Genomic DNA, 22,793 nt, shown 5'->3' with positions numbered 1-22,793 from the left:
CAGGGCTGGATGCAGGAAGGCGGGCGCGCGAAAGCCGCGGTTCGCGGGGACTGATCCCCACGCCGCGGCCATTCGGCGTCTTCGGTGTCCCTCCCTGTGGCCCCTCGGGGCCAGGGAGGGGAAGGCTCAGAAGCCCTCGCGCTCCAGGCGCTTGCGCTCGACCTTGCGGGCGCGGCGGACGGCCTCGGCGGCCTCGCGCGCACGGCGCTCGGAGGGCTTCTCGAAGTGGCGGCGGAGCTTCATCTCGCGGAAGACGCCCTCACGCTGCAGCTTCTTCTTGAGCGCCTTGAGCGCCTGGTCAATGTTGTTGTCCCGAACGACGACTTGCACGCGGCAACGTCCTCCTTGCCAAAGGATGGATTGAAGATGGGTGAACGGCTGGATGGAGCGACTCCATCCAGCGAAAGCTCGGCCGTCTAACATGAGTTTGAGCGCCGGGGAAAGCCCGAAACGTGCTGCGCTGCAGCCCTGGTGACGAATCCGGCCGGCGTTCCAACATGCGGGGCAGGGCGGAGTTGCCCTTACTGCTTGTCATGGAACCCGAATGGCCATCCTGAAAATTGCGCGGTTGGGCCACCCGGTGCTGCTGCGCCGCGCGGAGCCGGTGCCTGACCCCACCTCCCCTGAGATGCGCCGCCTAGCCACCGACATGGCCGAGACGATGATCGACGCCAATGGGCTCGGGCTGGCCGCGCCGCAGGTGCATGTGCCGCTGCGGCTTTTCGTGATGCGGGACGGGCCCAGGGTCTTCGCCCTGTTCAACCCCGAGATCGCGCCGCTCACCGAGGAACAGGAGGCAGCCTGGGAAGGCTGCCTTTCCATTCCCGGGCTGCGAGGGGAGGTGGCGCGCCCCGCGCGGATATCCTGGAGCGGGGTGGATGCAGAGGGGCGGACCGTTTCGGGCGAGGCTGACGGCATGGCCGCCAGGGTGATGCAGCACGAATTCGAACATTTGGAAGGCATTCTCTATCTGATGCGAATGGTGGATATCTCCAGGCTTGGCTTTACCGAGGAGTTGGCGCGGTTCCAGGCGCCACCTGAGACCAGGCCCGACGCTGCGCGACAGGAGGGTAAACGGTGATCGAGCGTAGCCCCGAACGGGATGCCGCCATCCTGGCGACCCTTCCCCATGTGCCTCGGCTGGGCTGGACCGAGGCGGCGCTGGAGGCGGGGCTGCATGGCCTCGGCGAGGATCCGGTTGCCCATCGCTGGCTCTTCCCTCGCGGGCCGGTCGGGGCCGTGGAGGCCTGGATCGACCTGACCGACCGGCAGATGGAGGAGGCGGCCTCGCGGGAGGCTCTGGAGGGGATGAGGACGCCCGCGCGCATCCGTCGGCTCATCGCCATTCGGCTGGAATCGCTGGAGCCGCAACGCGAGGCGCTGCGCCGGGCGACGGCGCTTCTCGCCCTGCCCTGGAATGCCGGCGCGGCAGCGCGGAGCCTGGCGCGCACGGCCGACGCCATCTGGGCGGCGGCCGGGGATCGGTCCGCGGATTTCTCCTGGTACACCCGGCGCGCCTCGCTCGCCGGCATCTACATCGCCACCCTGGCCTACTGGCTGCGTGGACACGGCGGGCAGGAGGGGGCGCTGGATTTCCTTGACAGACAGCTGACGGCGCTGGCCCGGCTGCAGCGCCCGAGGGCTGCCGGATCTGGCTGAGGCCGGAATCGAGCGTTGGAGGCTGACCTCCAGGGTACCGCACCTCGCCTTGCCATGGCATTTCCGCCACGCCTCGTAAGTTGCTGGGAGAATTGAGCTGCGGGCTCATCTTGCCGCGTGCATCGAGGAGCTCGACTCGATAGATATCCGCCAGGGGCGGAGGTGCCGCCTTACAATATTGCCTCGGGAGAACCCGGTTCAGATGTCGCCGATTCGCTTCCTTGCCGCCGGCCTCGCGGCTGCTGTCATCGCGACGCCGGTCCTTGCTCAGACCTGCGTCCAGCCGGCTGAGAAGACTGCCTTCGAGGTTCGCGCTTTGCAGAGCCAGCTGATGGTCGCTGCCCTGAGCTGCCAGCAGGACGAGCAGTACAACACCTTCGTCCGCCAGTATCAGAGCGAGCTGGGCAGTGCCTATCGTGGCATCAACGCCCATTACCGCCGCACGGCGGGTGCGCGTGGGCAGACCTCGCTCGACGGCTACATCACCCAGCTTGCGAATGCGCATTCGCAGGACGGGATCCGTCAGGGCTCGAACTTCTGCCGCAACGTGCTGCCGCTGTTCACCGTGGCCCTTGCCGCGCCGAAGAGCGCCGAGGCGCTGGCGACGATCGCCGTGCAGAACAACCTGTCCAACCCGTATGGCCGCTCGGAATGCACTGCGGCGTCCCCGGCGGCCCGCTCGGCGCCGGCGCAGCGGCAGCGGACGAACGTCCGCCGCGTGTCGACGAAGACGCGCTAAAGCAAACCGGATCCGGGTTTTCCGAAGGGCGCCGCAAGGCGCCCTTCTTCGTTTCAGGGTGCCGTTCGGCGCCCTTTGCATGTCCGGGCCGTCAGTGGAGCTCCGCCACCTTGCTCAGCCGGGCGATGCCACGGTCGACGCGGCAGGTATCCCATCGCGGCGAGCGGGGATCGATGCCACGGCTCCGGCAATCCGCATGGGCGGCCTGGAGTGCCGCCTCGGCCAACTCACGCTCGGCAGCGACGCGCTCCCGAGGCTGGAACAAGTATGAGGGCACGCTGGATTGAGCCAGGATCAAGGACCTGGCCATGTTGGGCGGGCCGCAATCTGGCCCGAGGCCCGCGCAGGCCTGCCGGGCGTCCCGTGCCGCCTCGAAGATCTTAAGATAGCCGACGAGACCTGGTTCACGGGGTTCAGATGAGACCGCGCAGCCGCCCAGCAGGAGCAGCAGGGGCAGCAGGGCTGCAAAGATGTATTGCGCTCGCATGCCATCGCTCTCCGCGCACGAAGCCGTGACGGAAGTTAAACGATCGCCTCGAGCAAGGGCGAGTCTTCAGATGGGTTGCGGAACGCTCCAAATGAAAGGGGCGGGACCTTGCGGTCCCGCCCCCAACTTTCCCTGCGAGAGGGTCGTGCTGCTTAGCGCAGCACGATCTCGACGCGGCGGTTCTGCGGCTCACGCACGCCATCGGCGGTCGGGACCAGCGGACGGCTCTCGCCGAAGGCCTGGATCGACATGGCGGAGCGGGCGACGCCACGGCGCGCGAGCTCGGCGGCAACAGCCTCGGCGCGGCGCATGGACAGGCGCTGGTTGTACTGCGGCGTGCCCGAGCGGTCGGCATGGCCGGCCACTTCGATGCGCGTCGTGCCGGTGCTGGTCACCGCCTGGGCGGCTTCGGCGATGATCTGGCGGGCACGATCCGTCAGGTCAGCACGGTCGAAGTCGAAGAACACCAGGTAGGTGCGGGCCGGAGCCGGGGCAGCGGCCGGAGCCGGGGCCACGACAGGAGCCGGCGCCGGGCGCGGCGCGTTGAAGGCATAACGCAGGCCGACGAGCACGGAGTGGTTGTAGTTGTCCACCTCAACCTTGCCGGACGCGATCGTGGTGCGCTGGTTGACGCGAGCCTGGGCCGCCGTCTGGGTCTGCACGACGGCGTTCAGTTCCGGCGAGAGCGTGCCCATGAAGCGGTACTCGGCGGTCAGGCTCAGCCCCGGGACGCCGAGGTTGAAGGCCACGCCGGCGATGCCCTGATAGGCGAAGCGCCCATCAGTGTCGTCGATCATGAGGCGATTGCCGTTCGGGGCAGTGTAGTCCGTGCCACGCACGCCGTCATACTCATGCCACACATAGCCGACGCCGCCGCCGACATACGGCATCACCGGCACGCCGGGGATGGCGAAGTCGAACAGCACGTTGCCCATCGCGCCATAGGAGCGGGTACGGCCGCCCTGGAAGCGGGGCGTGACGCCGCCGAAGCGGAAGTCGTGAACGTTGTTCTCGCGGTAGTTGCCCTCGGCCTCAAGGCGCAGGCCGTTGCCGAAGCCAAAGCCAATGCTGCCGACGCCGAGCCAGCCGTGGTCGAAATCGACGCTGCCGGCAGTGCCGACCGTCCGGCCGTTCGGACCGACGAGGTCGATGTCCGACTTCTGCAGCCAGTTCACGCCAGCGCCGCCGGCGATGTAGAGGCCGGTCACAGGCTGGGCCTGCGCGGCGAGCGGCAGCGACAGAATCGTCGCGGCCAGAAGGGCCTTCTTCAGGCTCATGATGTTGAACTCCCGATCCACCAGGGGCGCGCGGCGCGGGAGTCAGGTGGCTCCCGATTCCGGCGCCGCGTCAGGCTTATCTACCACTGCCTTTGCGCCCACGCATCGCATCCGGCCCGTACCGAAACGGGTTTCAGGTCACTGTGGCGTGGCAGCCACAGCACACCTTGGCATTTCGGTCACAGATGGTTGAGATGGGCCGAATCGCTCTGGACGGCGAGTGAGCCGAGCGGAAGCAACCGCGTCGCGTGGCCCATCTTGCGGCCCGGGCGGGCTTCCGCCTTGCCATAGAGATGGACGGAGACGGCGGGGGCGGCGGCAAGGGCAGGCCACCGTGCCATGCCCTCAGGGCCGACAAGGTTACGCATCACCGCATCAGCGTGGCGTTCTGTCCCGGCGAGCGGAAGGCCGGCCACGGCGCGGGCATGCTGCTCGAACTGGCTCGCCTGGCAGGCATCGATCGTCCAATGGCCGGAATTGTGCGGGCGCGGGGCGATCTCATTGCCGAGCAGGGTGCCGCCGGGCAGCAGGAAGAACTCGACTGCCAGCACGCCGACCAGCTCCAGCGCCTCTGCCACAGCGGCTGCATGGCGCCGGGCGGCCGCGGCAGCCGCTTCCGGCACACGGGCGGGGGCGAAGGAAAGGTCGAGAATGTGGTGGGTGTGGCGATTCTCGACCGCGTCATAGGTGGCGGTGCTACCGTCGACGGAACGGGCGGCGATTGCCGAGATCTCGGCGGTGAACTGGACGAAGCCCTCGGCAATCAGCGGATGCGGCGAGAGGCGGGCGAGGGCCGCCTCAGCTTCCTCCAGGCTGCGGACCACTGCCTGGCCGCGGCCGTCATAGCCGAGGCGGGTGGTCTTGAGGACGGCGGGGAGCCCGACCTTCGCGAGCGCGGCAGGAAGGTCGGCGGCGGAATGAACCGGTGCCCAGGGCGCCACGGGAACGCCGGCCTTCTCGAGGAAGGCCTTCTCCAGCAGCCGATCCTGGCAGATGGAGAGCGCCCGGGTGCCCGGGCGGCAGGGAACGAGCGCGGCGAGATGGTCCAGCACCCGGGCCGGGACGTTCTCGAACTCGAAGGTCACCACGTCCACGGAGCGGGCGAAGCGGCCGAGTGCCTCCTCGTCCTCATATGGAGCGATGGTGCTAGCGCCGGCGACCTGGGTCCCGGGCTCACCATCGGTCGGGGAATAGACGTGGCAGCGGTAGCCGAGTTGGGCCGCAGCGAGGGCGGTCATGCGGCCGAGTTGGCCGCCGCCAAGGATTCCGATGGTCGAGCCAGGTGGGAGCGGGCTGGTCGTGTCAGTGGGCGGGGTCAAGTTGGGGTTTCCGCAACGCCGTCGGTCTGGGCCTTTCGGAAAGCCTCCAGGCGATCGGCCAGGGCAGCGTCGAAGAGGGCGAGGATGGCGGCGGCCATGAGGGCAGCGTTCACTGCGCCCGCACGGCCGATGGCCAGCGTGCCCACTGGTATGCCGGCGGGCATCTGAACGATCGAGAGGAGGGAGTCCTGTCCCTTTAATGCATGGCTTTCCACCGGCACGCCGAGGACGGGCAGGCGGGTCATGCTGGCAGTCATGCCGGGCAGGTGGGCGGCGCCGCCGGCCCCCGCGATGATAACCTTCAGCCCGCGCGCCACGGCGCCCTCCGCATAGTCCACCATTCGGTGCGGGGTGCGGTGGGCGGAGACGACGCGGCATTCATGCGGGACCGAGAGCTGCTCCAGCATCTCGGCGGCATGGCGCATGGTTTCCCAGTCAGAGCGGGAGCCCATGATGATGCCCACCTGGGGGCGCGTGACGTTACTCATGCGATGATGTCCGGCACCAGCCGGCTTTCCAGCCAGGCGATCTCGTCCTTGAGCTTGAGCTTGCGCTTCTTCAGTCGCTGGAGCTGCAATTGATCGTGCAGGCTGTCCTCGAGACGGGCGATGACAGTGTCCAGGTCCCGGTGCTCGCTCCGCAACTCGTGCAGGCGGCGGAGAAGGCTGTCGCGTTCGGCCAGCATGGTCCCCCGGATGGGTCGAGCACCCGGTCCCTCCAGCGGGACGGGCGGGTTGATAAGGGCGTGAGATGGGTCGCGCCCGGGTTGGCGCTTGCCATATCATCTCCTGCGCGGCGGTGACAGACGCCGCGCGAAACGGCCAAGACGGCCGAACTGGCCTAAACGACCGAACCGAGCAGGAAGAGGATCACGCGTATGCTGAACCCGCACCGGCTGCAGTCTCTCAAGGACCGACACAACGCGATCGATGCGCGCATTCTTGAGGAAGCCGTCCGGCCCATGCCGGACAGCATGGAACTGACCAGGCTCAAGCGGGAAAAGCTGCGGCTGAAAGAGGAAATGGAGCGCTTCGAGGCGCAGCGCCTCCGGCCGCAATAAGGCGTTCCGTCAGGCAGCAAGAGGCGGGTCCTTCGGGGCCCGCCTTTCTTATTGGCCTGTTTTCGTCGAGCCTTGCGGACCGGCCTCAGGCCGCGTCGTCCTCCACCGCCGTCGGCACTGGCTGGGCGCCGATGGAGATGATGAGGGCGTTAAGGTCGGACTGGGTGCAGAGGCCGAGGATCACCGGGTCACGCGGCTTGATGTTGGCCGTGTTCCAGTGGCTGCGGTCGCGCACCTTGGCGATGGTCTCCTTGGTGGTGCCGAGGAGCTTGGCCACCTGTGCGTCGGTCAGCTGCGGGTAGTTCCGCAGCAGCCAGGCGATCCCGTCTGGCCGGTCGTTGCGCTTGGCCACGGGTGTGTACTTGGCACCCTTGCCGCGCACCTTCGGCTGCGGAAGGTTGCTTTCCATCATCACCAGCCGTGCGTTCGGGTCCGCTTCGCAGCGGGCGATCTCCTCGCGGGTGAGCTGGGCATTGGCCACGGGGTCGTAGCCGACGATTCCCTGCGCCACCTCGCCATCCGCGATGGCCTGCACCTCGAGCGGGTGCATGCCGACGAAATCCGCGACCTGGTCAAAGGTGAGGGAGGTCTTGTCGATCAGCCAAACAGCGGTGGCCTTGGGCATCAGGGGCGTGGGCATGGCGTGAACCTCGTCGCGCCCATGGGGCGTCGGCAGGGGCCGAAGGGCCCCAGGGGGAGTTGCGTGGGGATATAGAGAGGGGGATGGGGACGGTCAAAGCCGGAAGGAGATCGTGATCGTGATGTTCGAAGAGGAAATGCACCGCAGGCCCGGCCCGGTCGGCTCAGGCCCTGGTGGTTTCGCGCCGGCGGCGCTGGCCGACTGGTCCGAGGACACGCTGAAGGCCTATGTCGAGGCGCTCAAGGCCGAGATTGCGCGGGCGGAGGCGGCGATCGCCGCCAGGGCGGCGCAGCGGGCGGCGGCGGACGCCTTCTTCCGGAAGCCCTGATCCGGAGTCCAGGTGGAGCAACCTGGATAAGGAAAGGGCCGGCGGATTGCTCCGCCGGCCCCGATTCCGCTCTGGCTTAGCTGATCAGGCCGCCTGGGCTTGGCCCTCCTGGCTGTTGGCCGCCTCGGCGCGGCCCTCGATCGCCGGCTGCTGCGGGCGGCCGTTGCCGATCGCGATGCGGCGGGGCTTCAGCGCCTCCGGCACCTCGCGCTTCAGCGCGACATGCAGCAGGCCGTTCTCCAGGCTCGCGCCTTCCACCCGGATATGATCGGCGAGGACAAAGCGGCGCTCAAAGGCGCGGCCGGCGATGCCGCGATAGAGGAAGCGGCTGTTGTCATCGGTCGGCTGCGGAGCCTTGCCGGAGACGACGAGTACGTTGTCCTGCGCGGTGATCTCGATGTCGTCCTGGCCGAAGCCGGCCACCGCCATCGTCAGCGTGTAGGCGTCATCCGCCGTGCGCTCGATGTTGTAGGGCGGATAGGACGGGGCGTCGGCCGCGCGGGCCGTGTCCATCAGGCGGGCCAATCGGTCGAAGCCGATGGCGGTGCGGAAAAGGGGAGAGAGGTCGAGTGCGTTCACGAGAAACCTCCTGCATGAGCAAGGTCATCGAGTGGGGTACGCGGCTCCCCGGCTGGTGCACCCCCGATCGGGCCGTGCGTCCGGCTTGCCACGCGTCCCCGGCCCCATTCGGGCGCCGTGGACTGGTTCGGAAATAAGAAAAAGGCCCCGACGCTTCAAGCGCCGGAGCCCCCTCTGGTATGCAATAAGATCAGCCTAGCATTGCGCCGCGCGCAGATCAGCCCTTGCGGGTTCCGAGGCCAGCAAACTTCTTGTTGAACTTGGCGATCTGGCCGCCCGTGTCCATCACGCGCTGCACGCCGGTCCAGGCCGGGTGGGACTTCGGATCGATGTCCAGGCGCAGCGTGTCGCCTTCCTTCCCCATGCAGGAGCGGGTCTTGTAGGTCGTGCCATCGGTCATGATGACCGTGATCTCGTGGTAGTCGGGGTGGATGTCGGACTTCATGGGGCGGGTTCCATAGAATGTGGCGCCGCCGATGCCGACCGGAAGCGCGAAGTGCGCGCGTTTAGCGGGTGAGGCCCTGGGGCGCAACCATTTGCCGGCGGCACCCGCCGATGGCTTTCCTCAATTGGCGGCGTCCGGCCATAACCACCGGATGAGCATGGCCGCGGCCGCGAGCCAGAGCACGACGATGGCGGCAGCGGCCCCGCGGCTAACCGGGCACTCCTGTGTGGCGAGGGCAGTTGCGCGGTGTTCCGCCATCACCCCGGCGGGCACCATCCGCACGGTGAGCCAGATGGCGAGCGGCAGCAGGATCAACTCGTCCAGGTAGCCCAGCACCGGGATGAAGTCCGGGATCAGGTCGATCGGGCTGAGCGCATAGGCGGCGATCACGAGGGCGAAGGCCTTGGCGTACCAAGGCGTGCGCCGGTCGCGCGCGGCGAGGTAGAGCGCGTGGACGTCCCGCCGGATCGCCCGCGCCCATTGCTTGATGCGTAGCAGCATCGGGTTTCCTCCTGCGCCGCCGCGAGGCCGGGGTGAGGCTGATTTGACCCGGCTCTGCGTCCTTCCCAGACTGGTCATTGGGAACGTCCAGGAGAACAGGGCCATGCGCCTGCAGGGCAAAATCGCGCTCGTCACGGGTGCGGCGTCGGGCTTCGGGGAGGGGATCGCGCGGGAATACGCCGCCCAGGGAGCGAAGGTGGCGGTGGCCGATCTAAACCTTGAGGGCGCGCGGCGGGTGGCCGCCGAAATCGGCGGACTGGCGCTGGGCGGCGACGTTTCCAAGGCCGCGGATATCGCGGCGATGGTTGACGGAACGGTCGCCGGTTTCGGCGGGCTGGACGTGGTGGTGAACAATGCTGGCTGGACCTACCGGAACCAGCCTTCTCTGGACGTGAGCGAGGAGGAGTTTGACCGCGTTTTCGCCATCAACGTGAAGTCCGTCTTCCTGATGGCCAAGTCCGCCCATGCGGCGCTGCTGGCGCGGGGCGGGGGAAGCTTCATCACCATCTCCTCCACCGCCGGGTTACGGCCACGGCCGGGGCTGACCTGGTACAACGGCACCAAGGGGGCGGTGAACGTCTTCACTCAGAGCCTGGCGCAGGAATGGGCGGGGCAGAACATCAGGGTGAACGCCGTCTGCCCGGTAATGGGGGTGACGGGGCTGACTACAGCCTTCATGGGAGCGGAGGACACGCCGGAGAACCGGAAGCGCTTCCTGGCGAGCATTCCCATCGGGCGCCTTTCCACCCCTGCCGATATCGCGAATGCCTGCGTGTGGCTGGCGGAGGATTCCTCCTCCTTCATCACCGGTGTGCTGCTGCCGGTGGATGGCGGGCGGTGCGCCTGAGGGCGCCAGGGGGCGGAGGCAGTTTCGATGCCTGTCGCTCCCGGCAAGGATTTCCGCCCACGGGTGATTTCGCCGGGCGGCGATCCGCACTAGGGAGGATGCACCGCCCCGGCCCGCGCAGGGGCGGTGATTCGGGACCTCGCGCGGGATGGATGGTGGCATGAACATCCTCTCGATCCAGTCCTGGGTGGCCTACGGGCATGTTGGGAATTCAAGCGCCGTCTTCCCGCTGCAGCGGCTGGGCGCCGAGGTCTGGGCGCTCAATACCGTGCAATTCTCCAACCACACGGGCTACGGCGCCTGGCGCGGGCAGGTCTTCGGGGCCGATCTGATTCGCGACCTGGTGCTCGGGATCGAGGAGCGTGGCGCGCTGCCGGGCTGCGACGCCGTCCTGTCCGGCTATATGGGTGACGCCGCGATCGGCGAGGCGATCCTGGAAGCCGTCGTGAAGGTGCGGGCCGCCAATCCGGCTTCCATCTATTGCTGCGATCCGGTGATCGGCGACGTGGGGCGCGGGATCTTCGTCCGCCCCGGCATTCCGGAGTTCATGCGCGACCGCGCCGTCCCCGCCGCCTCTATCGTGACGCCGAATCATTTCGAGCTGGAATGGCTGACCGACGCCAAGGTCTCCACCCTGGATGATGCGAAGCGCGCAGTGCGGGCGCTGCAGGCGCGCGGGCCGGCCTGCGTGCTGGTCACCTCCCTGCGAGTGGAGGACACGCCGAGCGATTGCGTGGACATGCTGGCCGGCGATGGCGACCAGTTCCACCGCGTGCGGACGCCGCTGCTGCCGATCTCGGTCAACGGGGCGGGGGATGCCATCGCGGCGCTCTTCCTGTTCCACCGCCTGCGATGGGGGGAGGCGCGGGTGGCGCTCTCCTCGGTGGCGTCCTCCGTCTACGGGTTGCTGCAGCGCACTGCCGAGGCAGGGTCGCGGGAGATCCTGACAGTGGCGGCGCAGGACGAGTTCGTCCGGCCCTCCCGGATCTTCACCGCCGAGGCCTGCTGATGCCCCGCTGAGCGGGAGGCTGCGAGGGGGCAGTTGCTCCTGGCCGTGCGGCACGTCCATCATCGACTCCACAGGCGCCGACGCCACAGGCCAGCCGACCGGAGATCGATCATGCTCATTCCCCGCCGCCTTGCTCTCGGGGGCGCCCTGGCGCTCCCCTTCATCCGCACCGCGCGCGCGCAGCAGACCTTCGAATTCGTCGCCGGCTCTCTGGGCGGCGGCTGGTACACGATGGGGGCGGGCATTGCCGCCCTGGCGAAGGACGAGGCGGATTTGCAGATCCGCGTGGTCCCCGGCGGCGGGCTGGCAAATCCGACGCGCATCAACAACGGGCAGTCGCAGATGGGCTGGGGCATCGATGCCTTCACCGCCGCGGCGGTGCGTGGCGAGGAGCCCTATCGCGCGAAGCACGACAAGATCCGCACCCTCGGCACCGGCTATTCGCCGACGGAGCACAACATGCTCCGCGCGGCCGACAAGCCAATGGAGGACATGCGTGCGATCCTGACACAGCGCGGCATTCGCATCGGCTGCCCGCAGCGCTCCTCCACGGATGAGATGACGCTGCAGCGTATCCTGAAGTTCTTCGGCACCTCGCCGGAGAAGATCAGGGCCGAGGGCGGGACCTATCTCAACGGCTCCTACAACGACGTGGCAGCGGCCTTCGGCGACGGGCAGGTGGATTATTGCTATTTCGCCCTGGCCAAGCCGGCGGCGATCCTGACGGAGATCGGCCAGGGGCGGCGCGCGGCGAAGCTGGTGGCCTTCCCCGAGGATTTGCGCAAGCACCTGATCGACGCCTATGCCTACAACCAGGGCATCATCCCGGCCGCGACCTATCCGGCGCTGCAATCTGGCGACGTGCCGGTGACGACGATGGACAGCGTGATCGTCGTGCATGAATCCGTGCCGGAGGATGTCGCCTACAAGCTGACCAAGGTGCTGATCGCGGCGAAGGGCGCCAGGCTGACGCAGATCCATGCCTCCATGGCCGCCTATGACCCGGCGGTGGCCTGGAAGTATGAGGGCGCCCCGCTGCATCCGGGGGCGGCGAAGGCCTATCGCGAAGCCGGCGTGATGCCCCGCTGAGCACAAGGCATTGCGTGCACTGAAGGGCCCGCTGGGGCCAGTCCTGTCCGGGTGGCTGGCGCTCGCCGCGGCGGTCCACCTGTATTTCGGCGGCGTCGGCTTTCCGGAGCCGATCGCCATGAGGGCCTTTCACCTGCTGGCCTTCGTGCCGCCGATCTTCCTGCTCTGGCCGGGGCGGGCCTCCAGCCCGAAGGAAAGGCCGAGCCTGTGGGATTGGGGCTGGTTCGCCGCAGCGGCCGCACCGCATCTCTGGGTCTGGGTCTTCGCCGGCGCCGTGTCGGACCGCATGGAATATGTGGACGATTTCACGCCAGTCATGTCGGCCCTCGCGGTCCTGGCGATCGTCACGCTCCTGGAGGCAACGCGACGGGCGGTGGAGCCGGGGCTCGCCTGGATGGTGATCGGCAGCATCGCCTATATGGGGTTCGGCCATTTCCTGCCGGGCGTGCTGAACACGCGGCCCTTCTCGCTGAGCGAGATCCTGGAGGCGTCCTGGCTGGTGCCCACGGCGGGCGGCGTCTACGGACCGCTGACCGGCATCGTCGCGACCACCATTGCGGTTTTCATCATCTTCGGCGCCTTCATGGCGGGAAGCGGAACGGGGCGGCTGTTCAGCAACCTGGGTGCCGCGGCGGCGGGGCGCTTCACGGGCGGACCGGCGAAGGTGGCGGTCGTCACCTCCGGCCTGTTCGGGACGATGAGCGGGTCCTCTGTCTCCAATGTCATCACCACCGGGGCGATGACGATCCCGCTGATGAAGCGCATCGGCTACAAGCCGGCCGTCGCAGGCGGAATCGAGAGCGCGGCGAGCGTAGGCGGCGCGATCATGCCGCCGGTCATGGGGGCGGCAGCCTTCGTCATGGCCGAGATCACCAACATCGCCTATGGCGAGATCGTCCTCGCCGCCGCGATCGGTGCGGCGCTGTATTACTTCGCGATCCTGTCGGCCGTGCATTTCGATGCAAAGCGCGCCGGCATGGCGCCCATGGCGAAAGCCGACATCCCGCCCTGGCGCGAGGTTGCGGCGGATGCGCATCTGGTCATCCCGATGGCCGTGCTCGTCTATCTGATGGTGGAGCGCTGGTCCGGGAACTACGCGGCCTTCTGCGCGACGCTGGCGATGGTGGCGGTCGCCGTGGCGCGCAAGCGGACGCGCATGTCGCCGCGCGCGATCTTCGGGAGCCTGCTGAATGCGGGGCTGACCATGGCACCGCTTGCGGTCGCTATCGCCGGAGCGGGGATTGTCGTCTCGGCGCTGACGGCCACGGGGATGGTCGTGGCCTTTGGGGGGATCATCAAGGACCTGGCGGGCGGCTCGCTGCCGCTGCTGCTGGTGCTGCTCGGGATCACCGTGCTGGTCCTGGGCATGGGGCTGCCGACCACGCCCTCCTACATCATCGCCGCCGCGATCGGGGTGCCGCAGCTCATCGCCATGGGCGTGGATGTGCTGCCCGCGCATCTGTTCCTGTTCTACTTCGCGGTGCTGGCCGATGTGTCCCCGCCAGTGGCGGCGGCCGCCTTTGCCGCCGCCTCCATCGCCGGGGCGAAGCCGACCATCACCAGCATCCATGCGACCCGCTTCGCCATCGCGGGCTTCACCGTGGGCTTCGCCTTCATCTATGACCCCGGGATCATGCTGCGCGGAAGCCTGCTGGAAATCCTGCTGGCTACCGCAATTCAGGTCGCGGCGCTGGTGGCGATCACGGCCTCCTATGCCGGGTACTTCCTGTCTCCGATCGGGACGATTCCCCGGATCCTTCTCGGGACCGCGGGGCTTGTGGCCGCCTTTGTCCCCGTGCTCCCGGCGCCGGCACGGCTGGCGGTGGCGCTGGCAGCAATGGGACTCGCCTGGGCCATGGGCCGGGCATTGACGGGGGTCAGGAGAGCAGCATGAAGACGGTCATGATGCGGGCGGCGGCGCTGCTGCTCGGGGCGGCGCCGCTGGCGGCCCATGCGCAAACGGCGCAGCCGGGGCCGACGCTGCAGGCGGTGCGGGCCAAGGGGCAGGTCGATTGCGGCGGGCATCCCGGCGCACCAGGCTTCGGAGTGATGGACAGCCGCGGCATCTACCGTGGCCTTGATGCGGATACCTGCCGCGCTATCGCCGCAGCCGTCTTCGGCGACGCCGCGAAGGCGCGCTTCACCACCGTGACCTCCTCCACGCGGCTGACGGCCTTGCAGGCGGGGCAAATCGACGTGCTGCCCCGCACCACCACCTGGTCGCACGGGCGGGACGCGTCCAATGGGATCAACTTCACCGCCATCAACTTCTATGACGGCCAGGGCTTCATGGTTCGGAAGTCCCTCAACATCTCGCAGGCGAAGGAGCTTGACGGGGCGTCGATCTGCATCACCACCGGCACGACGACCGAACTGAACCTGGCGGACTGGGCGCGGGCCAACAACGTCACCTTCCGGCCCGTGGTCTTCGAGAACAATGTCGAGACGCGCCATGCCTAAGAGGCCGGGCGCTGCGACGCCTTCAGCACCGATGCCTCGCAGCTCGCCGGCATCCGCACGGCGCTGGCCGATCCCGAGCAGCACATCGTGTTGGCCGACATCATCAGCAAGGAGCCGCTTGCCGTCGCCGTGCGGCATGGCGACGACCAGTGGTTCGACATCGTGCGCTGGACGATCTTCGCGCTGATCGAGGCGGAGGAGCTGGGAATCACCGCGGCCAATGCCGAGGAGATGTTGGGCAGCCAGCGCAACGAGGTGCGGCGCCTTCTGGGCCAGGTGGGTGACCACGGGCCGATGATGGGGCTGGACAAGCGCTGGGCCTATAACGCCATCCGGGCCGCCGGTAACTACGGCGAGATGTATGAGCGTAATCTCGGCAAGGGCAGCCCGCTCGGCCTGCCGCGCGGCCTGAACGACCTCTGGACGCGGAGCGGGCTGATGTACGCGCCGCCGATCCGCTAGCGCGGCTGCGCCCTGGTTTCCGCCGGCCCTATGGCCGCCGGGGAGGCCGGGGCGCTCAGCCCTCCTCGCGCACCCATCGCTTCTCGAACTCCCAGACCTCCGGGAAGCCCATCAGCGTGTTCATCCGGTCGAAGCCGTAGCTGTCCCGCGCCGGCAGGGCCTTGCTGTCGCCATAGGCCAGCAGATGCCCATAGGCGCGCTCCAGCGCCGCGGCCATGCTGAGGAAGCCCACCGCCGGATAGATGGCGATGTTGTAGCCGTAGCTCTTCAGCGTTTCCGCCGGCAGGATCGGGGTGCGGCCACCCTCTACGTTGTTGGCGAGCAGCAGCGCGTCGATCTCCTGCCCGATCCGCTTCATCTCGTCCTCGGTCTCCGGGCTCTCGATGAAGACGATGTCGGCTCCCGCGCGGCGATAGAGCTTGCCGCGCCCAATCGCCTCATCCAGCCCGAGCCCCGTGCGTGCGTCGGTGCGCGCGATGATGAGGAAGTTTGGATCGCGCCGGGCCTCGGCCGCCACCTCGACCTTCAATGCCATCTCCTTCGCGGGAATGACGCGGCGGCCGGGCGTGTGGCCGCATTTCTTCGGCACCTCCTGGTCCTCGATCTGGATGGCGGTGACGCCGGCGGCCTCATAGCCCATGACGGTGCTGCGGATGTTCAGCAGGCCGCCATAGCCGGTATCGGCATCGGCGATCACCGGCGTGCGGCAGCCCTGGGCGAAGCGGCTCATGCGGCCGACCATGTCGGTGTAGGTGGCGACCCCCGCATCCGGCACGCCGAGATGCGAGGCCACCGTGCCGTAGCCGGTGGCATAGAGGGCGGAGAAGCCCATGCCGTCCGCAAGCCGCGCCGAGATCATGTCGAAGATTCCCGGCGCCACGATGAAGCGGCCCGCGTCCAGCGCAGCCTTGAGTGCGGGATCAGCCATGTCCGTGTTCCTCCATTTTGCGCGCCGTGATTCTTCCGCCGGCCTTGCGGCATTAAAGCGGCGGGCTCGCCTCATGGCCATCGGCAGCGGAACGTCGTCTGGTGTTCCGCACATAACGGGCTCGAAAAGACGCGGCCGGCGCGGCTAGAGTTGCGCCTACATCCCTGGACGCCGGCCCAACGGCCGGTGGATTGGGGCAAGGCCGCACGAGAAGAGGCGGCGCCGAGGAGGAGGCTTCGATGGTCCAGGGGATAGTTTCCCGGCGTGGAATAGGCGCAGTCCTGGCAGGACTGGCTGTGCCCGCGCTCGCGCGGGCGCAGGCCCCGGCAGCCTGGCCGGAGCGGCCGGTGCGGCTGGTGGTGCCGTTCGGGGCGGGCGGCGCGATTGACACGCTGTCCCGCACGGTGGCGCAGCGCTTCAGTGATTTCACCGGGGGCCAGACCTTGGTGGTGGAGAACCGCTCGGGCGCGGGCGGTACCGTCGGCGGCGCCTATGCGGCGCGCGAAAAGCCGGATGGCTACACGCTGATGATGGCCGATGTGGGCTCGAACGCCATCGGCAAGCTGCTCAATCCCAGCCTGTCCTATGATCCGCCCACAGCCTTCACCCCGATCGTGCATCTGGTGAACCTGCCGGGGGTGGTGATCGCGCATCCCTCCGTCACGGTGAAGGATCTGCCGGACTTGATCGCCCAGGCAAAGGCACGGCCCGGCGCCTTCACCTATTCCTCGGCCGGAACAGGCAATGGCAGTCACCTGTTCATGGCGCTGCTGCTCAAGCAGGCCGGGATCGAGATGGTGCATGTGCCCTACCGCTCCGGCGCTGAGATGGTCACGGCGCTGGTGCGGGGGGATGCACAATTCGGCTTCCCCACCGTGTCCTCCGCCCTACAGATGATCCGCGGCGGGCAGGCGAAGGCGATCGCGGTCAGCACGGCCGAGCAGACGCCCGCCCTGCCGGGGGTGCCGCCGGTTGCCCGCGTGCTGCCGGGCTTCGACCTGGCGGTGTGGCACGGGATCATGGCGCCAGCCGGCATGGAGCCGGCGCTGGTGGAGCGGATCAACGGCGTGTTCAACCGAATCGCCGCCTTGCCCGAGGTGAAGGAGGCGGTGTTCCGCGCCCAGGCTGGCCGCGTGGTCGGTGGAAGCCCGAAGGACTTCGCCGATCATGTGACGCGGGAGGTCGCTCGCTGGACGCCACTGATCGCCGAGGGTGGATTCCGGGTGGAGTAGGGCGGCGCTTCTGGAAGCCTTCAGAAGCCGGCGCAGCCACTTTGCAGGCTGCGCATCACGCTCTCCTGGCCGAAGCGGGACCGATAAGCCGCCGCGAGCGCCTCGGTGCGGGTGGCGGCCTCCTCGAATGTCGCACCGGGCAGGACGAGCCAGAGCCGCTTGCCGGGCTCCCGCTCGATCCGTCCATCCGCACCGCGCCACTGGCCCTGCGTGTCAAGGGTGGTGAGGCCCTGCGGGAAGCGGGGCGTCGCCTCCTCGGCCAGGAAAGCGGCCCAGTCGGCATCCGTCACACGCAGCCGGCCATCCGCATTGCGCCCGAAGGCCAGTTCGGCAAAGGCGGCGGGGGCGGTGCCAGTGGGGCAGGCGGGTGCGGTCGCGCAGGCCGCGGGCAGCAGCGCCAGGACCCCCGCCAGGGCAGCGCGCGGCATCACGCGCTGGCGAGCATGACGACGCCGAGGCTGATCAGGGCGACCGCGCCGATCTTCTGCGGGTTCAGCACCTCGCCGAAGAAATAATGGCCGATGAGCACCGCGACGACATAGGAGGCGGCCGTGCAGGGCAGGGCGACCGACATCGGGATGCGGCGCAGCGCAACGATATAGAGCAGCGCCGCGCCGCCATAGAGGCCAAGGCCGACGATGGTGTGGAAGCGGAAGAGCTGCGCGATGAAGTTGCCTTCGCCCGTGGCGCCGGACTTCAGCAGGATCTGTCCTGCCAGCGAGGTGCAGATTGCGGCGGCCAGGGCGATCCAATGGGCGGTCATGCCGCATCCTCCACGCGGTTCTCCAGGACGGGCCGGGCCCGCACCACCTCGCGCACCACGCCCTGCGGCGTGCCGTTGGCGGAGAGGAAGGAGCGGCCGACATATTCGCCCAGCACGCCGAGAATGAGGAACTGCACGCCGGAGATGAGCAGCGTGACGGTCATGATGGAGGCCCAGCCGGAGGGCGGATCGCCGGAGATGGCTTCGACGATGACGACGAGCGCGGCAAGCACGCCGAGGATGCCCATGGCCACGCCGGCAAAGACGGCGAGGCGCACGGGCAGGAGCGAGAAGTTGGTGGCGAGGTTCAGCCACAGCCGGACCAGGCGGCGCAGCGTGTAGTTGCTGTGGCCCTCCACCCGCTTGAGGTGGCGCACCTCGATGCTGTCGATCCGCTGCGTCACCTGCATGATCAGCCCGTCTATATAGGGGTAGGGGCCGGAGTAGCGCGTGATCTCGCGCACCACGAGCGCGCTCATGCAGCGGAATGAGGAGAGATAGAGGCCGCGCGGCTTGTCCAGCAGCAGGTCCGCGACGCCGTTGGCAAAGCGGCTGCCCAGATTGCGCCAGCCCTCGTGCTCCTTCACCGCGTATCGAGTGTAGACCACGTCCCAGTTCCCGAGCCGAGCATGGTCGTAAAGCTTCAGCACCTCCTCCGGCGGGTTCTGCAGGTCGTCATCCATGGTGATGACATAGCTTCCGCGCGCGACGCGGAGGCCGGACATGACCGCGTTGTGCTCGCCGAAATTCCGCGCATGCTCGACATAGGTGAGCGGCACGCTGGCCTCGGCGGCCAGGCGGCGGCAGACCTCGCTGGAATTGTCCGGAGAGCCGTCATTGACCAGAACGATCTCGATGCCGCCGGCGGGTCTGAGGGCCGAGAGGGCGGCGACGAGCGTGCCGACGGTTGCGGCGCCGCGGTAGACGGGCACGACGATGGACAGGCCTACGGCCTCGGCCGAGGAATGCGGCGCCGGAGGGTCTTGGGGGCGCATTGCTGGGTATCCTTTAGGGGCGGGTCGCCGTCAGCAGCACGGAGCCGCCGGCTGGAAGGGGGAGGCGGGCGCGCCGTTCGATCTCGGTGACGCCATGCAGGAGCCGGTCCAGCCAGGGGGAGAATTCTCCCACGTCGCTGGCATGGTCCTGCCCACGGGCCAGGACCTTGCGCTGCAGCACCATGAGTGGAAGCAGAAAGCCGTTCCAGTAGCTGGCCGAGACATCCGTGAAGCCGGCCTCCCGCAGCAGATCGGCGGCGGCGGGGGCGGTGTAGCGTCGCGCATTGTGGACCCGGACGTCATGGGCCGAGAACATCCAGGCGAAGGCCGGGAGGTTCAGCAGCAGCGTGCCGCCCGGGGCGATGACCCGGCGCAGCTCCGCCAGGGCGCGGGGCTGGTCCACCGCGGCATGGCAGAGGACATCGACCGAGACGGCAGCGCCGAAGGCGGCATCGGGGAAGGGCAGGGCGTTGACGGTGCCGGCGGTGACGGGCAGGCCCGACTTGGTCGCGGCCCGGCCGGCGGCGGAGGGATTGTAGTCCAGCCCGGCGGCGGGGCGGGGTGCCTCGGCGAGGCGGCGCAGGAAGCCGCCCGTGCCGCAGCCGGCATCCAGCACCGGCAGGGCGGCGACCCCAGGGCGGAGGGCGAGGGCGTCCAGGAGCCGGGCATGGATGGCGCGGTACCACCACATGCGGTCCTCGACGGCGTCCATCAGGCTGTATTCGGAGTCTTCCAAGGCGCGGGCTCGCGTGGATCAGGGCGCGGATCGGGGGCGCGGTTGGCCGGGGGGGTGCTGTCCCCTGCACCCGGTCCGGCGGCTTGTGGCAGCGCCCTGCGGCGGGGACAAGGCAGATCCGCCCAGGCCGTGCCGCAATCCGCCGCGATAATCGAGGCGATCGAGGCTACGAGGCGCCGCGACCCGGCCCCGTCCCGGCCCCTGGTTGCGCCGCTGGCCCTTGCCTCCCAGGATGCGCAGCCGAAACGGTCACGATGAACGCCCCCGTCCCTTCTTCCCCTGAGGCCGATGCGCCGGGCCTCTCCCAGGTGGCCCAGCGGCCGCTCGCCGCCCTGGCCGGATCGGCACTCCGTCTGCGTCTCTGGCGGGCGGCAGCGCTGCTGCCGGCCGCGCTGTTCCTGATTACGGTGCTGTCGCCGCCTCTGAACCATGACGTTTCGGCGGTGCTGAACTTCACCCAGCGCTGGGTGGCGGGGCAGCGGCTGTATTCTGAACTGATCGACGTCAATCCGCCGCTGATCTTCCTGTTCAACCTGCCGGCCGCCTGGCTGGCGGAATACACTCCGCTGGACGGGGTGAGTGCGCTGCTTCTCTGTCTCTTGGCCCTCTGCGGCCTGGTCTGGTGGCTGGTGGAGCGGCTGCGCGTGGGGATGGCGGAAGGGCCGGTCGAGCGGGCGGTGCTGGCGGCACTGGTGCCGCTGGCCATGGTCCTGCCCGGCTATGACTTCGGGCAGCGCGAGGTGCTGATGGGTACCATCGCCATTCCCTATGCCTTCCTGGCGGCCCGGCGGATGCTGGCGCTGCCGACGGGCCGCTGGCTGCTCTTCGGCGTCGCCCTGCTGGCGGCGCTGGGCTTCGCCCTCAAGCCGCATTTCCTGGCGGTGCCGCTGCTGGTGGAGGCGGCGGTGCTGATGCGCCGGGGCCGGAAGCGGATCGGCGTTTCGCTGGCCGATCCGGTGCCATGGATCATGGCGGCCGTCTGGGTGCTCTACGTCATCTCCATCCCGGTCTTCTTCCCGGATTTCTTCGGGCATGTCGTGCCGCTGGTCTGGGACTTCTATGTCAATCTTGGCGGGCTGACGGCCTTCCAGGTGTTGCTGACGGAGGACCTCGGAGAGGCGACGCTGCTGCTGCTCATGGTCTCGACCGTCTGCCTGCTGCGGAGCTTCGGGCCCTTGGTGCTGGCGCTCTGGGCCTCGATGGCGGGGGCCTTCATCTCGGCCTGGGTTCAGCACAAGGGCTGGACCTACCACGCCGCGCCTATCTTCATGCTGGGCAGCCTGACTGCCGGCCTGATCGGGGCCCGCTGGCTGGACGGTGCCCTTCCGGCGGGGCGGGCGCGGGCGTCGGCGCCGGCGCTCTCCGCCATGATGGCCGCCGCGCTGTGCCTGCTGATGGTGCGCGGCGGCGAGGCGCCCTTCCGCGAGATCAACTTCGAACGCGACAAGGGCGGACGGCTGACCGCATGGCTGCGGGAACACGCCTATAACGAGCGGCTGCTGGTTCTCACGCCGGATATCTGGCCGATCTTTCCGGCGTTGAACTATGCCAACAGCCAGTCAACCCTGCGCTTCATGAACCTGTGGCTACTGCAGGGGGTGAACCAGCGCTGCCCGGAGAATGGCGAGCGCTACCGTCAGCCCTGGGAGATGTCCCGGGCGGAGTTCTTCGTCTACCGCACCGTGGCCGAGGATTTCGCAGCGGCACCGCCGTCGGCCGTGCTGGTGACGCGGCATGTCGGCATTCCCTGGTGCGGGAAAGAGTTCGATTTCATCGAGTATTTCAGTCGCCATCCGCTGTTCGCCGAGGCATTCCGGAACTACCGGCAGCAGGGCGAGATCGAGGGCTACAAGCTTTACGTGCGGGCGGACTAGCGCAGGCAGGCAGATCCGCTTGGCGCGAGTGGTTGCTTCCACGGAGCAAATGAAGACGTGCCGATGTTCGGATGCCGGGGTGATTCTCACCCCGGCATCAGGCCTGGAAGGGTTCTTTATTCGTTCTTATCTGGCTGTATCAGCGGCGCCCCGCCTTGGAGCCGTAACGGCCGATGCCGCCGATTTGAAAGGATCAGCCATGGCTCGCGATGTGCTCGCCGAACTGGCGAATTTCACCGGTTCCCTCGAGGGCTGGGGGCTGGAGTTGCAATTCGACCCGGACGACCCGGAAAGCGTCGAACAGGCCATCAGGGAGATGGAGATGGCGATCGATGCCAAGGCGGATTCTTATCCCGGCAACGAGGCGGTCGCGCAAATTGCGGAGCAGTTGAAGGAACAATACCGGCTTGGCATTCGCGAGCAGCGGCCCGTGAGGAGGGGCAGCGGGGAGGGCGAGGCCTGAGGGCCGTCCCGACATCCGTCGCAGTCATTTCCTCCTCCTTGCGCTGTTTGCACCGGCCCGAGACAGGAGGATTTCACCCAGGGAAGGGCCGGAAAGTGGCAGCTCACGACAGGCTGCGGCGGAACATCGTTCGAAAGGCTTGCACCGCGGATGGGTTTCTCCAACATTGAGCGGGTCAGGTTCGTTGGTTCGGTTTGCTTCTCCACCCACTCGTTGGGTGCCGGGTTGGTTTCCGTTTCAAAGCGAAGATGATCCGCTGTGCAATCGTGCCCGGTGGTTTTCTATTTGATCGGAATCGTATTGTGGCTACAGGCACTGTGAAGTGGTTCAACGCGACCAAGGGCTACGGCTTCATTCAGCCGGATGATGGCTCGAAGGACGTTTTCGTGCACATCTCCGATGTCCAGCGCGCTGGCATCCAGGAGCTGCGCGAGGGTGACAAGCTCGAGTACGAGCCGATGCAGGGGCAGCAGGGCAAGACCTCGGCCGGTAACCTGCGTCTCGCCTGAAGGGTTGAGCGGCGGTTTCCGCCGCTCCCCCGACTGCTGTCGGGACTGACCATCCGGGTTGGCTGGTGCCGCCCGGATGGCGTCGGCCTGCGCCGAAGCCGGGAGTTGGCCCCGCTTCATCGAAAGCCGGGGGCTGTCGATTGGCACTGGTAGCGGCTGCTCCGCGCCACCCCGGCATTTCGTGGCCCATCAACATTCTTCGAGTGTCTTCGCGGGCGTCATGGCCATGACGCCGTAAGCTTCTGCTGAACACGTCTCAGTAGGACTAGGGCCTGTCCTCAGATGAGCCAGACATAGGCTGCGGCGAGGTGGATCGCGCCGAGGAAGTTACGTGCGGTCTTGTCGTAGCGGGTGGCAATGGCACGGAACTGCTTGAGCTTGGCGAAGAAGTT

At 68.0% G+C, this 22,793-nt stretch carries 31 protein-coding genes; 15 read left to right on the top strand and 16 right to left on the bottom strand.

Annotation, left to right across the window (positions count from 1 at the left end; translation table 11 throughout):
- Positions 1-126: 126 nt before the first annotated feature.
- Positions 127-330, bottom strand: coding sequence for a 30S ribosomal protein S21 (rpsU, locus tag GSE44_RS19060; RefSeq protein WP_043829268.1), 204 nt, complete (start codon positions 328-330; stop codon positions 127-129).
- A gap of 214 nt (positions 331-544) precedes the next feature.
- Between rpsU and def the strand changes: the two genes are divergently transcribed.
- The 3 genes from def (at position 545) to GSE44_RS19045 (ending at position 2,398) form a co-directional block, all read left to right on the top strand.
- A complete protein-coding gene (def, locus tag GSE44_RS19055; RefSeq protein WP_159350422.1) occupies positions 545-1,081 on the top strand; it encodes a peptide deformylase in 537 nt (178 codons plus the stop codon).
- Positions 1,078-1,659: a COQ9 family protein gene (locus GSE44_RS19050; protein WP_159350421.1), complete on the top strand. Its 582-nt coding sequence runs from the start codon at positions 1,078-1,080 to the stop codon at positions 1,657-1,659. The genes def and GSE44_RS19050 overlap by 4 nt, the downstream gene beginning before the upstream one ends.
- A gap of 202 nt (positions 1,660-1,861) precedes the next feature.
- Complete coding sequence (locus GSE44_RS19045; RefSeq protein WP_159350420.1) at positions 1,862-2,398, top strand: hypothetical protein; 537 nt, start codon at positions 1,862-1,864, stop codon at positions 2,396-2,398.
- Between the two features lie 91 nt (positions 2,399-2,489).
- Here GSE44_RS19045 and GSE44_RS19040 read toward each other — a convergent pair whose 3' ends face one another.
- The 5 genes from GSE44_RS19040 to GSE44_RS19020 all read right to left on the bottom strand — a co-directional run bounded on the left by GSE44_RS19040 (position 2,490) and on the right by GSE44_RS19020 (position 6,166).
- The gene (locus GSE44_RS19040) at positions 2,490-2,885 is read right to left on the bottom strand and encodes a hypothetical protein (protein WP_159350419.1); all 396 of its coding nucleotides are present in this window, start codon (positions 2,883-2,885) and stop codon (positions 2,490-2,492) included.
- A 152-nt stretch (positions 2,886-3,037) separates the two neighbouring features.
- Positions 3,038-4,162 carry an OmpA family protein gene (locus GSE44_RS19035; RefSeq protein ID WP_159350418.1) on the bottom strand — a complete coding sequence of 375 codons (1,125 nt, stop codon included), beginning with the start codon at positions 4,160-4,162 and terminating at the stop codon, positions 3,038-3,040.
- 179 nt (positions 4,163-4,341) lie between these two features.
- Entirely contained in the window at positions 4,342-5,481 is a 1,140-nt protein-coding gene (locus tag GSE44_RS19030; RefSeq protein WP_159350417.1) for a 5-(carboxyamino)imidazole ribonucleotide synthase, read from the bottom strand.
- Positions 5,478-5,969, bottom strand: a complete 492-nt coding sequence (gene purE / locus GSE44_RS19025; protein WP_159350416.1) for a 5-(carboxyamino)imidazole ribonucleotide mutase — start codon at positions 5,967-5,969, stop codon at positions 5,478-5,480. Before purE ends, GSE44_RS19030 begins: the two co-directional genes overlap by 4 nt.
- Positions 5,966-6,166, bottom strand: a complete 201-nt coding sequence (locus tag GSE44_RS19020) for a YdcH family protein (RefSeq protein WP_159350415.1) — start codon at positions 6,164-6,166, stop codon at positions 5,966-5,968. The genes purE and GSE44_RS19020 overlap by 4 nt, the downstream gene beginning before the upstream one ends.
- Positions 6,167-6,358: 192 nt before the next feature.
- Here GSE44_RS19020 and GSE44_RS19015 point away from each other — a divergent pair, with 192 nt between their 5' ends.
- The gene (locus GSE44_RS19015; RefSeq protein ID WP_159350414.1) at positions 6,359-6,541 is read left to right on the top strand and encodes a YdcH family protein; all 183 of its coding nucleotides are present in this window, start codon (positions 6,359-6,361) and stop codon (positions 6,539-6,541) included.
- 85 nt (positions 6,542-6,626) lie between these two features.
- On the opposite strand, the gene GSE44_RS19010 is transcribed toward GSE44_RS19015, so the two are convergent.
- Entirely contained in the window at positions 6,627-7,181 is a 555-nt protein-coding gene (locus GSE44_RS19010) for a DUF1013 domain-containing protein (protein ID WP_159350413.1), read from the bottom strand.
- A gap of 121 nt (positions 7,182-7,302) precedes the next feature.
- On the opposite strand from GSE44_RS19010, the gene GSE44_RS19005 reads away from it, so the two are divergent.
- Positions 7,303-7,509, top strand: coding sequence for a DUF1192 family protein (locus GSE44_RS19005; RefSeq protein WP_235924952.1), 207 nt, complete (start codon positions 7,303-7,305; stop codon positions 7,507-7,509).
- 84 nt (positions 7,510-7,593) lie between these two features.
- Here GSE44_RS19005 and GSE44_RS19000 read toward each other — a convergent pair whose 3' ends face one another.
- The 3 genes from GSE44_RS19000 to GSE44_RS18990 form a co-directional block, all read right to left on the bottom strand.
- Positions 7,594-8,088, bottom strand: a complete 495-nt coding sequence (locus GSE44_RS19000) for an Hsp20 family protein (protein WP_201306138.1) — start codon at positions 8,086-8,088, stop codon at positions 7,594-7,596.
- A gap of 217 nt (positions 8,089-8,305) precedes the next feature.
- Complete coding sequence (gene rpmE / locus GSE44_RS18995; RefSeq protein WP_159350412.1) at positions 8,306-8,533, bottom strand: 50S ribosomal protein L31; 228 nt, start codon at positions 8,531-8,533, stop codon at positions 8,306-8,308.
- 120 nt (positions 8,534-8,653) lie between these two features.
- A complete protein-coding gene (locus GSE44_RS18990) occupies positions 8,654-9,034 on the bottom strand; it encodes a YkvA family protein (protein ID WP_159350411.1) in 381 nt (126 codons plus the stop codon).
- A 103-nt stretch (positions 9,035-9,137) separates the two neighbouring features.
- Here GSE44_RS18990 and GSE44_RS18985 point away from each other — a divergent pair, with 103 nt between their 5' ends.
- From GSE44_RS18985 to GSE44_RS26795, 6 genes are all read left to right on the top strand, one after another.
- Entirely contained in the window at positions 9,138-9,881 is a 744-nt protein-coding gene (locus GSE44_RS18985) for a glucose 1-dehydrogenase (RefSeq protein ID WP_159350410.1), read from the top strand.
- A gap of 160 nt (positions 9,882-10,041) precedes the next feature.
- Positions 10,042-10,890, top strand: a complete 849-nt coding sequence (gene pdxY, locus GSE44_RS18980; RefSeq protein WP_159350409.1) for a pyridoxal kinase PdxY — start codon at positions 10,042-10,044, stop codon at positions 10,888-10,890.
- 111 nt (positions 10,891-11,001) lie between these two features.
- Positions 11,002-11,979, top strand: coding sequence for a TAXI family TRAP transporter solute-binding subunit (locus tag GSE44_RS18975; RefSeq protein WP_159350408.1), 978 nt, complete (start codon positions 11,002-11,004; stop codon positions 11,977-11,979).
- Positions 11,980-11,989: 10 nt separating this feature from the next.
- Positions 11,990-13,873: a TRAP transporter permease gene (locus GSE44_RS18970; RefSeq protein WP_159350407.1), complete on the top strand. Its 1,884-nt coding sequence runs from the start codon at positions 11,990-11,992 to the stop codon at positions 13,871-13,873.
- Positions 13,870-14,439 (top strand): transporter substrate-binding domain-containing protein, encoded by a 570-nt coding sequence (locus tag GSE44_RS26800; RefSeq protein WP_235924950.1) that lies wholly within the window; start codon positions 13,870-13,872, stop codon positions 14,437-14,439. The genes GSE44_RS18970 and GSE44_RS26800 overlap by 4 nt, the downstream gene beginning before the upstream one ends.
- Positions 14,440-14,529: 90 nt before the next feature.
- Positions 14,530-14,901 carry a hypothetical protein gene (locus tag GSE44_RS26795; protein WP_235924949.1) on the top strand — a complete coding sequence of 124 codons (372 nt, stop codon included), beginning with the start codon at positions 14,530-14,532 and terminating at the stop codon, positions 14,899-14,901.
- Between the two features lie 55 nt (positions 14,902-14,956).
- Here the strand turns inward: GSE44_RS26795 and GSE44_RS18960 are convergent, their stop codons facing one another.
- Entirely contained in the window at positions 14,957-15,829 is an 873-nt protein-coding gene (locus GSE44_RS18960; protein ID WP_159350406.1) for an isocitrate lyase/PEP mutase family protein, read from the bottom strand.
- A 296-nt stretch (positions 15,830-16,125) separates the two neighbouring features.
- Here GSE44_RS18960 and GSE44_RS18955 point away from each other — a divergent pair, with 296 nt between their 5' ends.
- On the top strand, positions 16,126-17,061 hold the full coding sequence (locus tag GSE44_RS18955; protein ID WP_235924948.1) for a Bug family tripartite tricarboxylate transporter substrate binding protein: 936 nt from the start codon (positions 16,126-16,128) through the stop codon (positions 17,059-17,061).
- Between the two features lie 20 nt (positions 17,062-17,081).
- On the opposite strand, the gene GSE44_RS18950 is transcribed toward GSE44_RS18955, so the two are convergent.
- Genes GSE44_RS18950 through GSE44_RS18935 form a run of 4 tightly spaced genes read right to left on the bottom strand, consistent with a single transcriptional unit; the run spans position 17,082 to position 19,531 of the window.
- A complete protein-coding gene (locus tag GSE44_RS18950) occupies positions 17,082-17,489 on the bottom strand; it encodes a DUF3574 domain-containing protein (RefSeq protein WP_159350404.1) in 408 nt (135 codons plus the stop codon).
- Complete coding sequence (locus GSE44_RS18945; RefSeq protein WP_159350403.1) at positions 17,489-17,824, bottom strand: DMT family transporter; 336 nt, start codon at positions 17,822-17,824, stop codon at positions 17,489-17,491. The genes GSE44_RS18950 and GSE44_RS18945 overlap by 1 nt, the downstream gene beginning before the upstream one ends.
- Positions 17,821-18,819, bottom strand: coding sequence for a glycosyltransferase family 2 protein (locus tag GSE44_RS18940; RefSeq protein WP_159350402.1), 999 nt, complete (start codon positions 18,817-18,819; stop codon positions 17,821-17,823). The genes GSE44_RS18945 and GSE44_RS18940 overlap by 4 nt, the downstream gene beginning before the upstream one ends.
- A 13-nt stretch (positions 18,820-18,832) precedes the next feature.
- Positions 18,833-19,531 carry a class I SAM-dependent methyltransferase gene (locus GSE44_RS18935; RefSeq protein ID WP_235924946.1) on the bottom strand — a complete coding sequence of 233 codons (699 nt, stop codon included), beginning with the start codon at positions 19,529-19,531 and terminating at the stop codon, positions 18,833-18,835.
- A gap of 278 nt (positions 19,532-19,809) precedes the next feature.
- Between GSE44_RS18935 and GSE44_RS18930 the strand changes: the two genes are divergently transcribed.
- The 3 genes from GSE44_RS18930 to GSE44_RS18920 all read left to right on the top strand — a co-directional run bounded on the left by GSE44_RS18930 (position 19,810) and on the right by GSE44_RS18920 (position 22,401).
- A complete protein-coding gene (locus GSE44_RS18930; protein ID WP_159350400.1) occupies positions 19,810-21,429 on the top strand; it encodes a hypothetical protein in 1,620 nt (539 codons plus the stop codon).
- A gap of 79 nt (positions 21,430-21,508) precedes the next feature.
- The gene (locus tag GSE44_RS18925; RefSeq protein WP_159350399.1) at positions 21,509-21,892 is read left to right on the top strand and encodes a hypothetical protein; all 384 of its coding nucleotides are present in this window, start codon (positions 21,509-21,511) and stop codon (positions 21,890-21,892) included.
- 302 nt (positions 21,893-22,194) lie between these two features.
- Entirely contained in the window at positions 22,195-22,401 is a 207-nt protein-coding gene (locus GSE44_RS18920; protein WP_328799094.1) for a cold-shock protein, read from the top strand.
- Positions 22,402-22,679: 278 nt separating this feature from the next.
- Here GSE44_RS18920 and GSE44_RS18915 read toward each other — a convergent pair.
- On the bottom strand, positions 22,680-22,793 hold a 114-nt coding region (locus GSE44_RS18915; RefSeq protein ID WP_159348494.1), incomplete at its 5' end, for a transposase.

It is taken from the genome of Muricoccus harenae (genome assembly GCF_009848505.1).
Taxonomy (GTDB): domain Bacteria; phylum Pseudomonadota; class Alphaproteobacteria; order Acetobacterales; family Acetobacteraceae; genus Roseomonas; species Roseomonas harenae.
The sequence above is the reverse complement of the archived record's forward strand: the minus strand, read 5'-3'. Positions and strand labels throughout refer to the sequence as shown.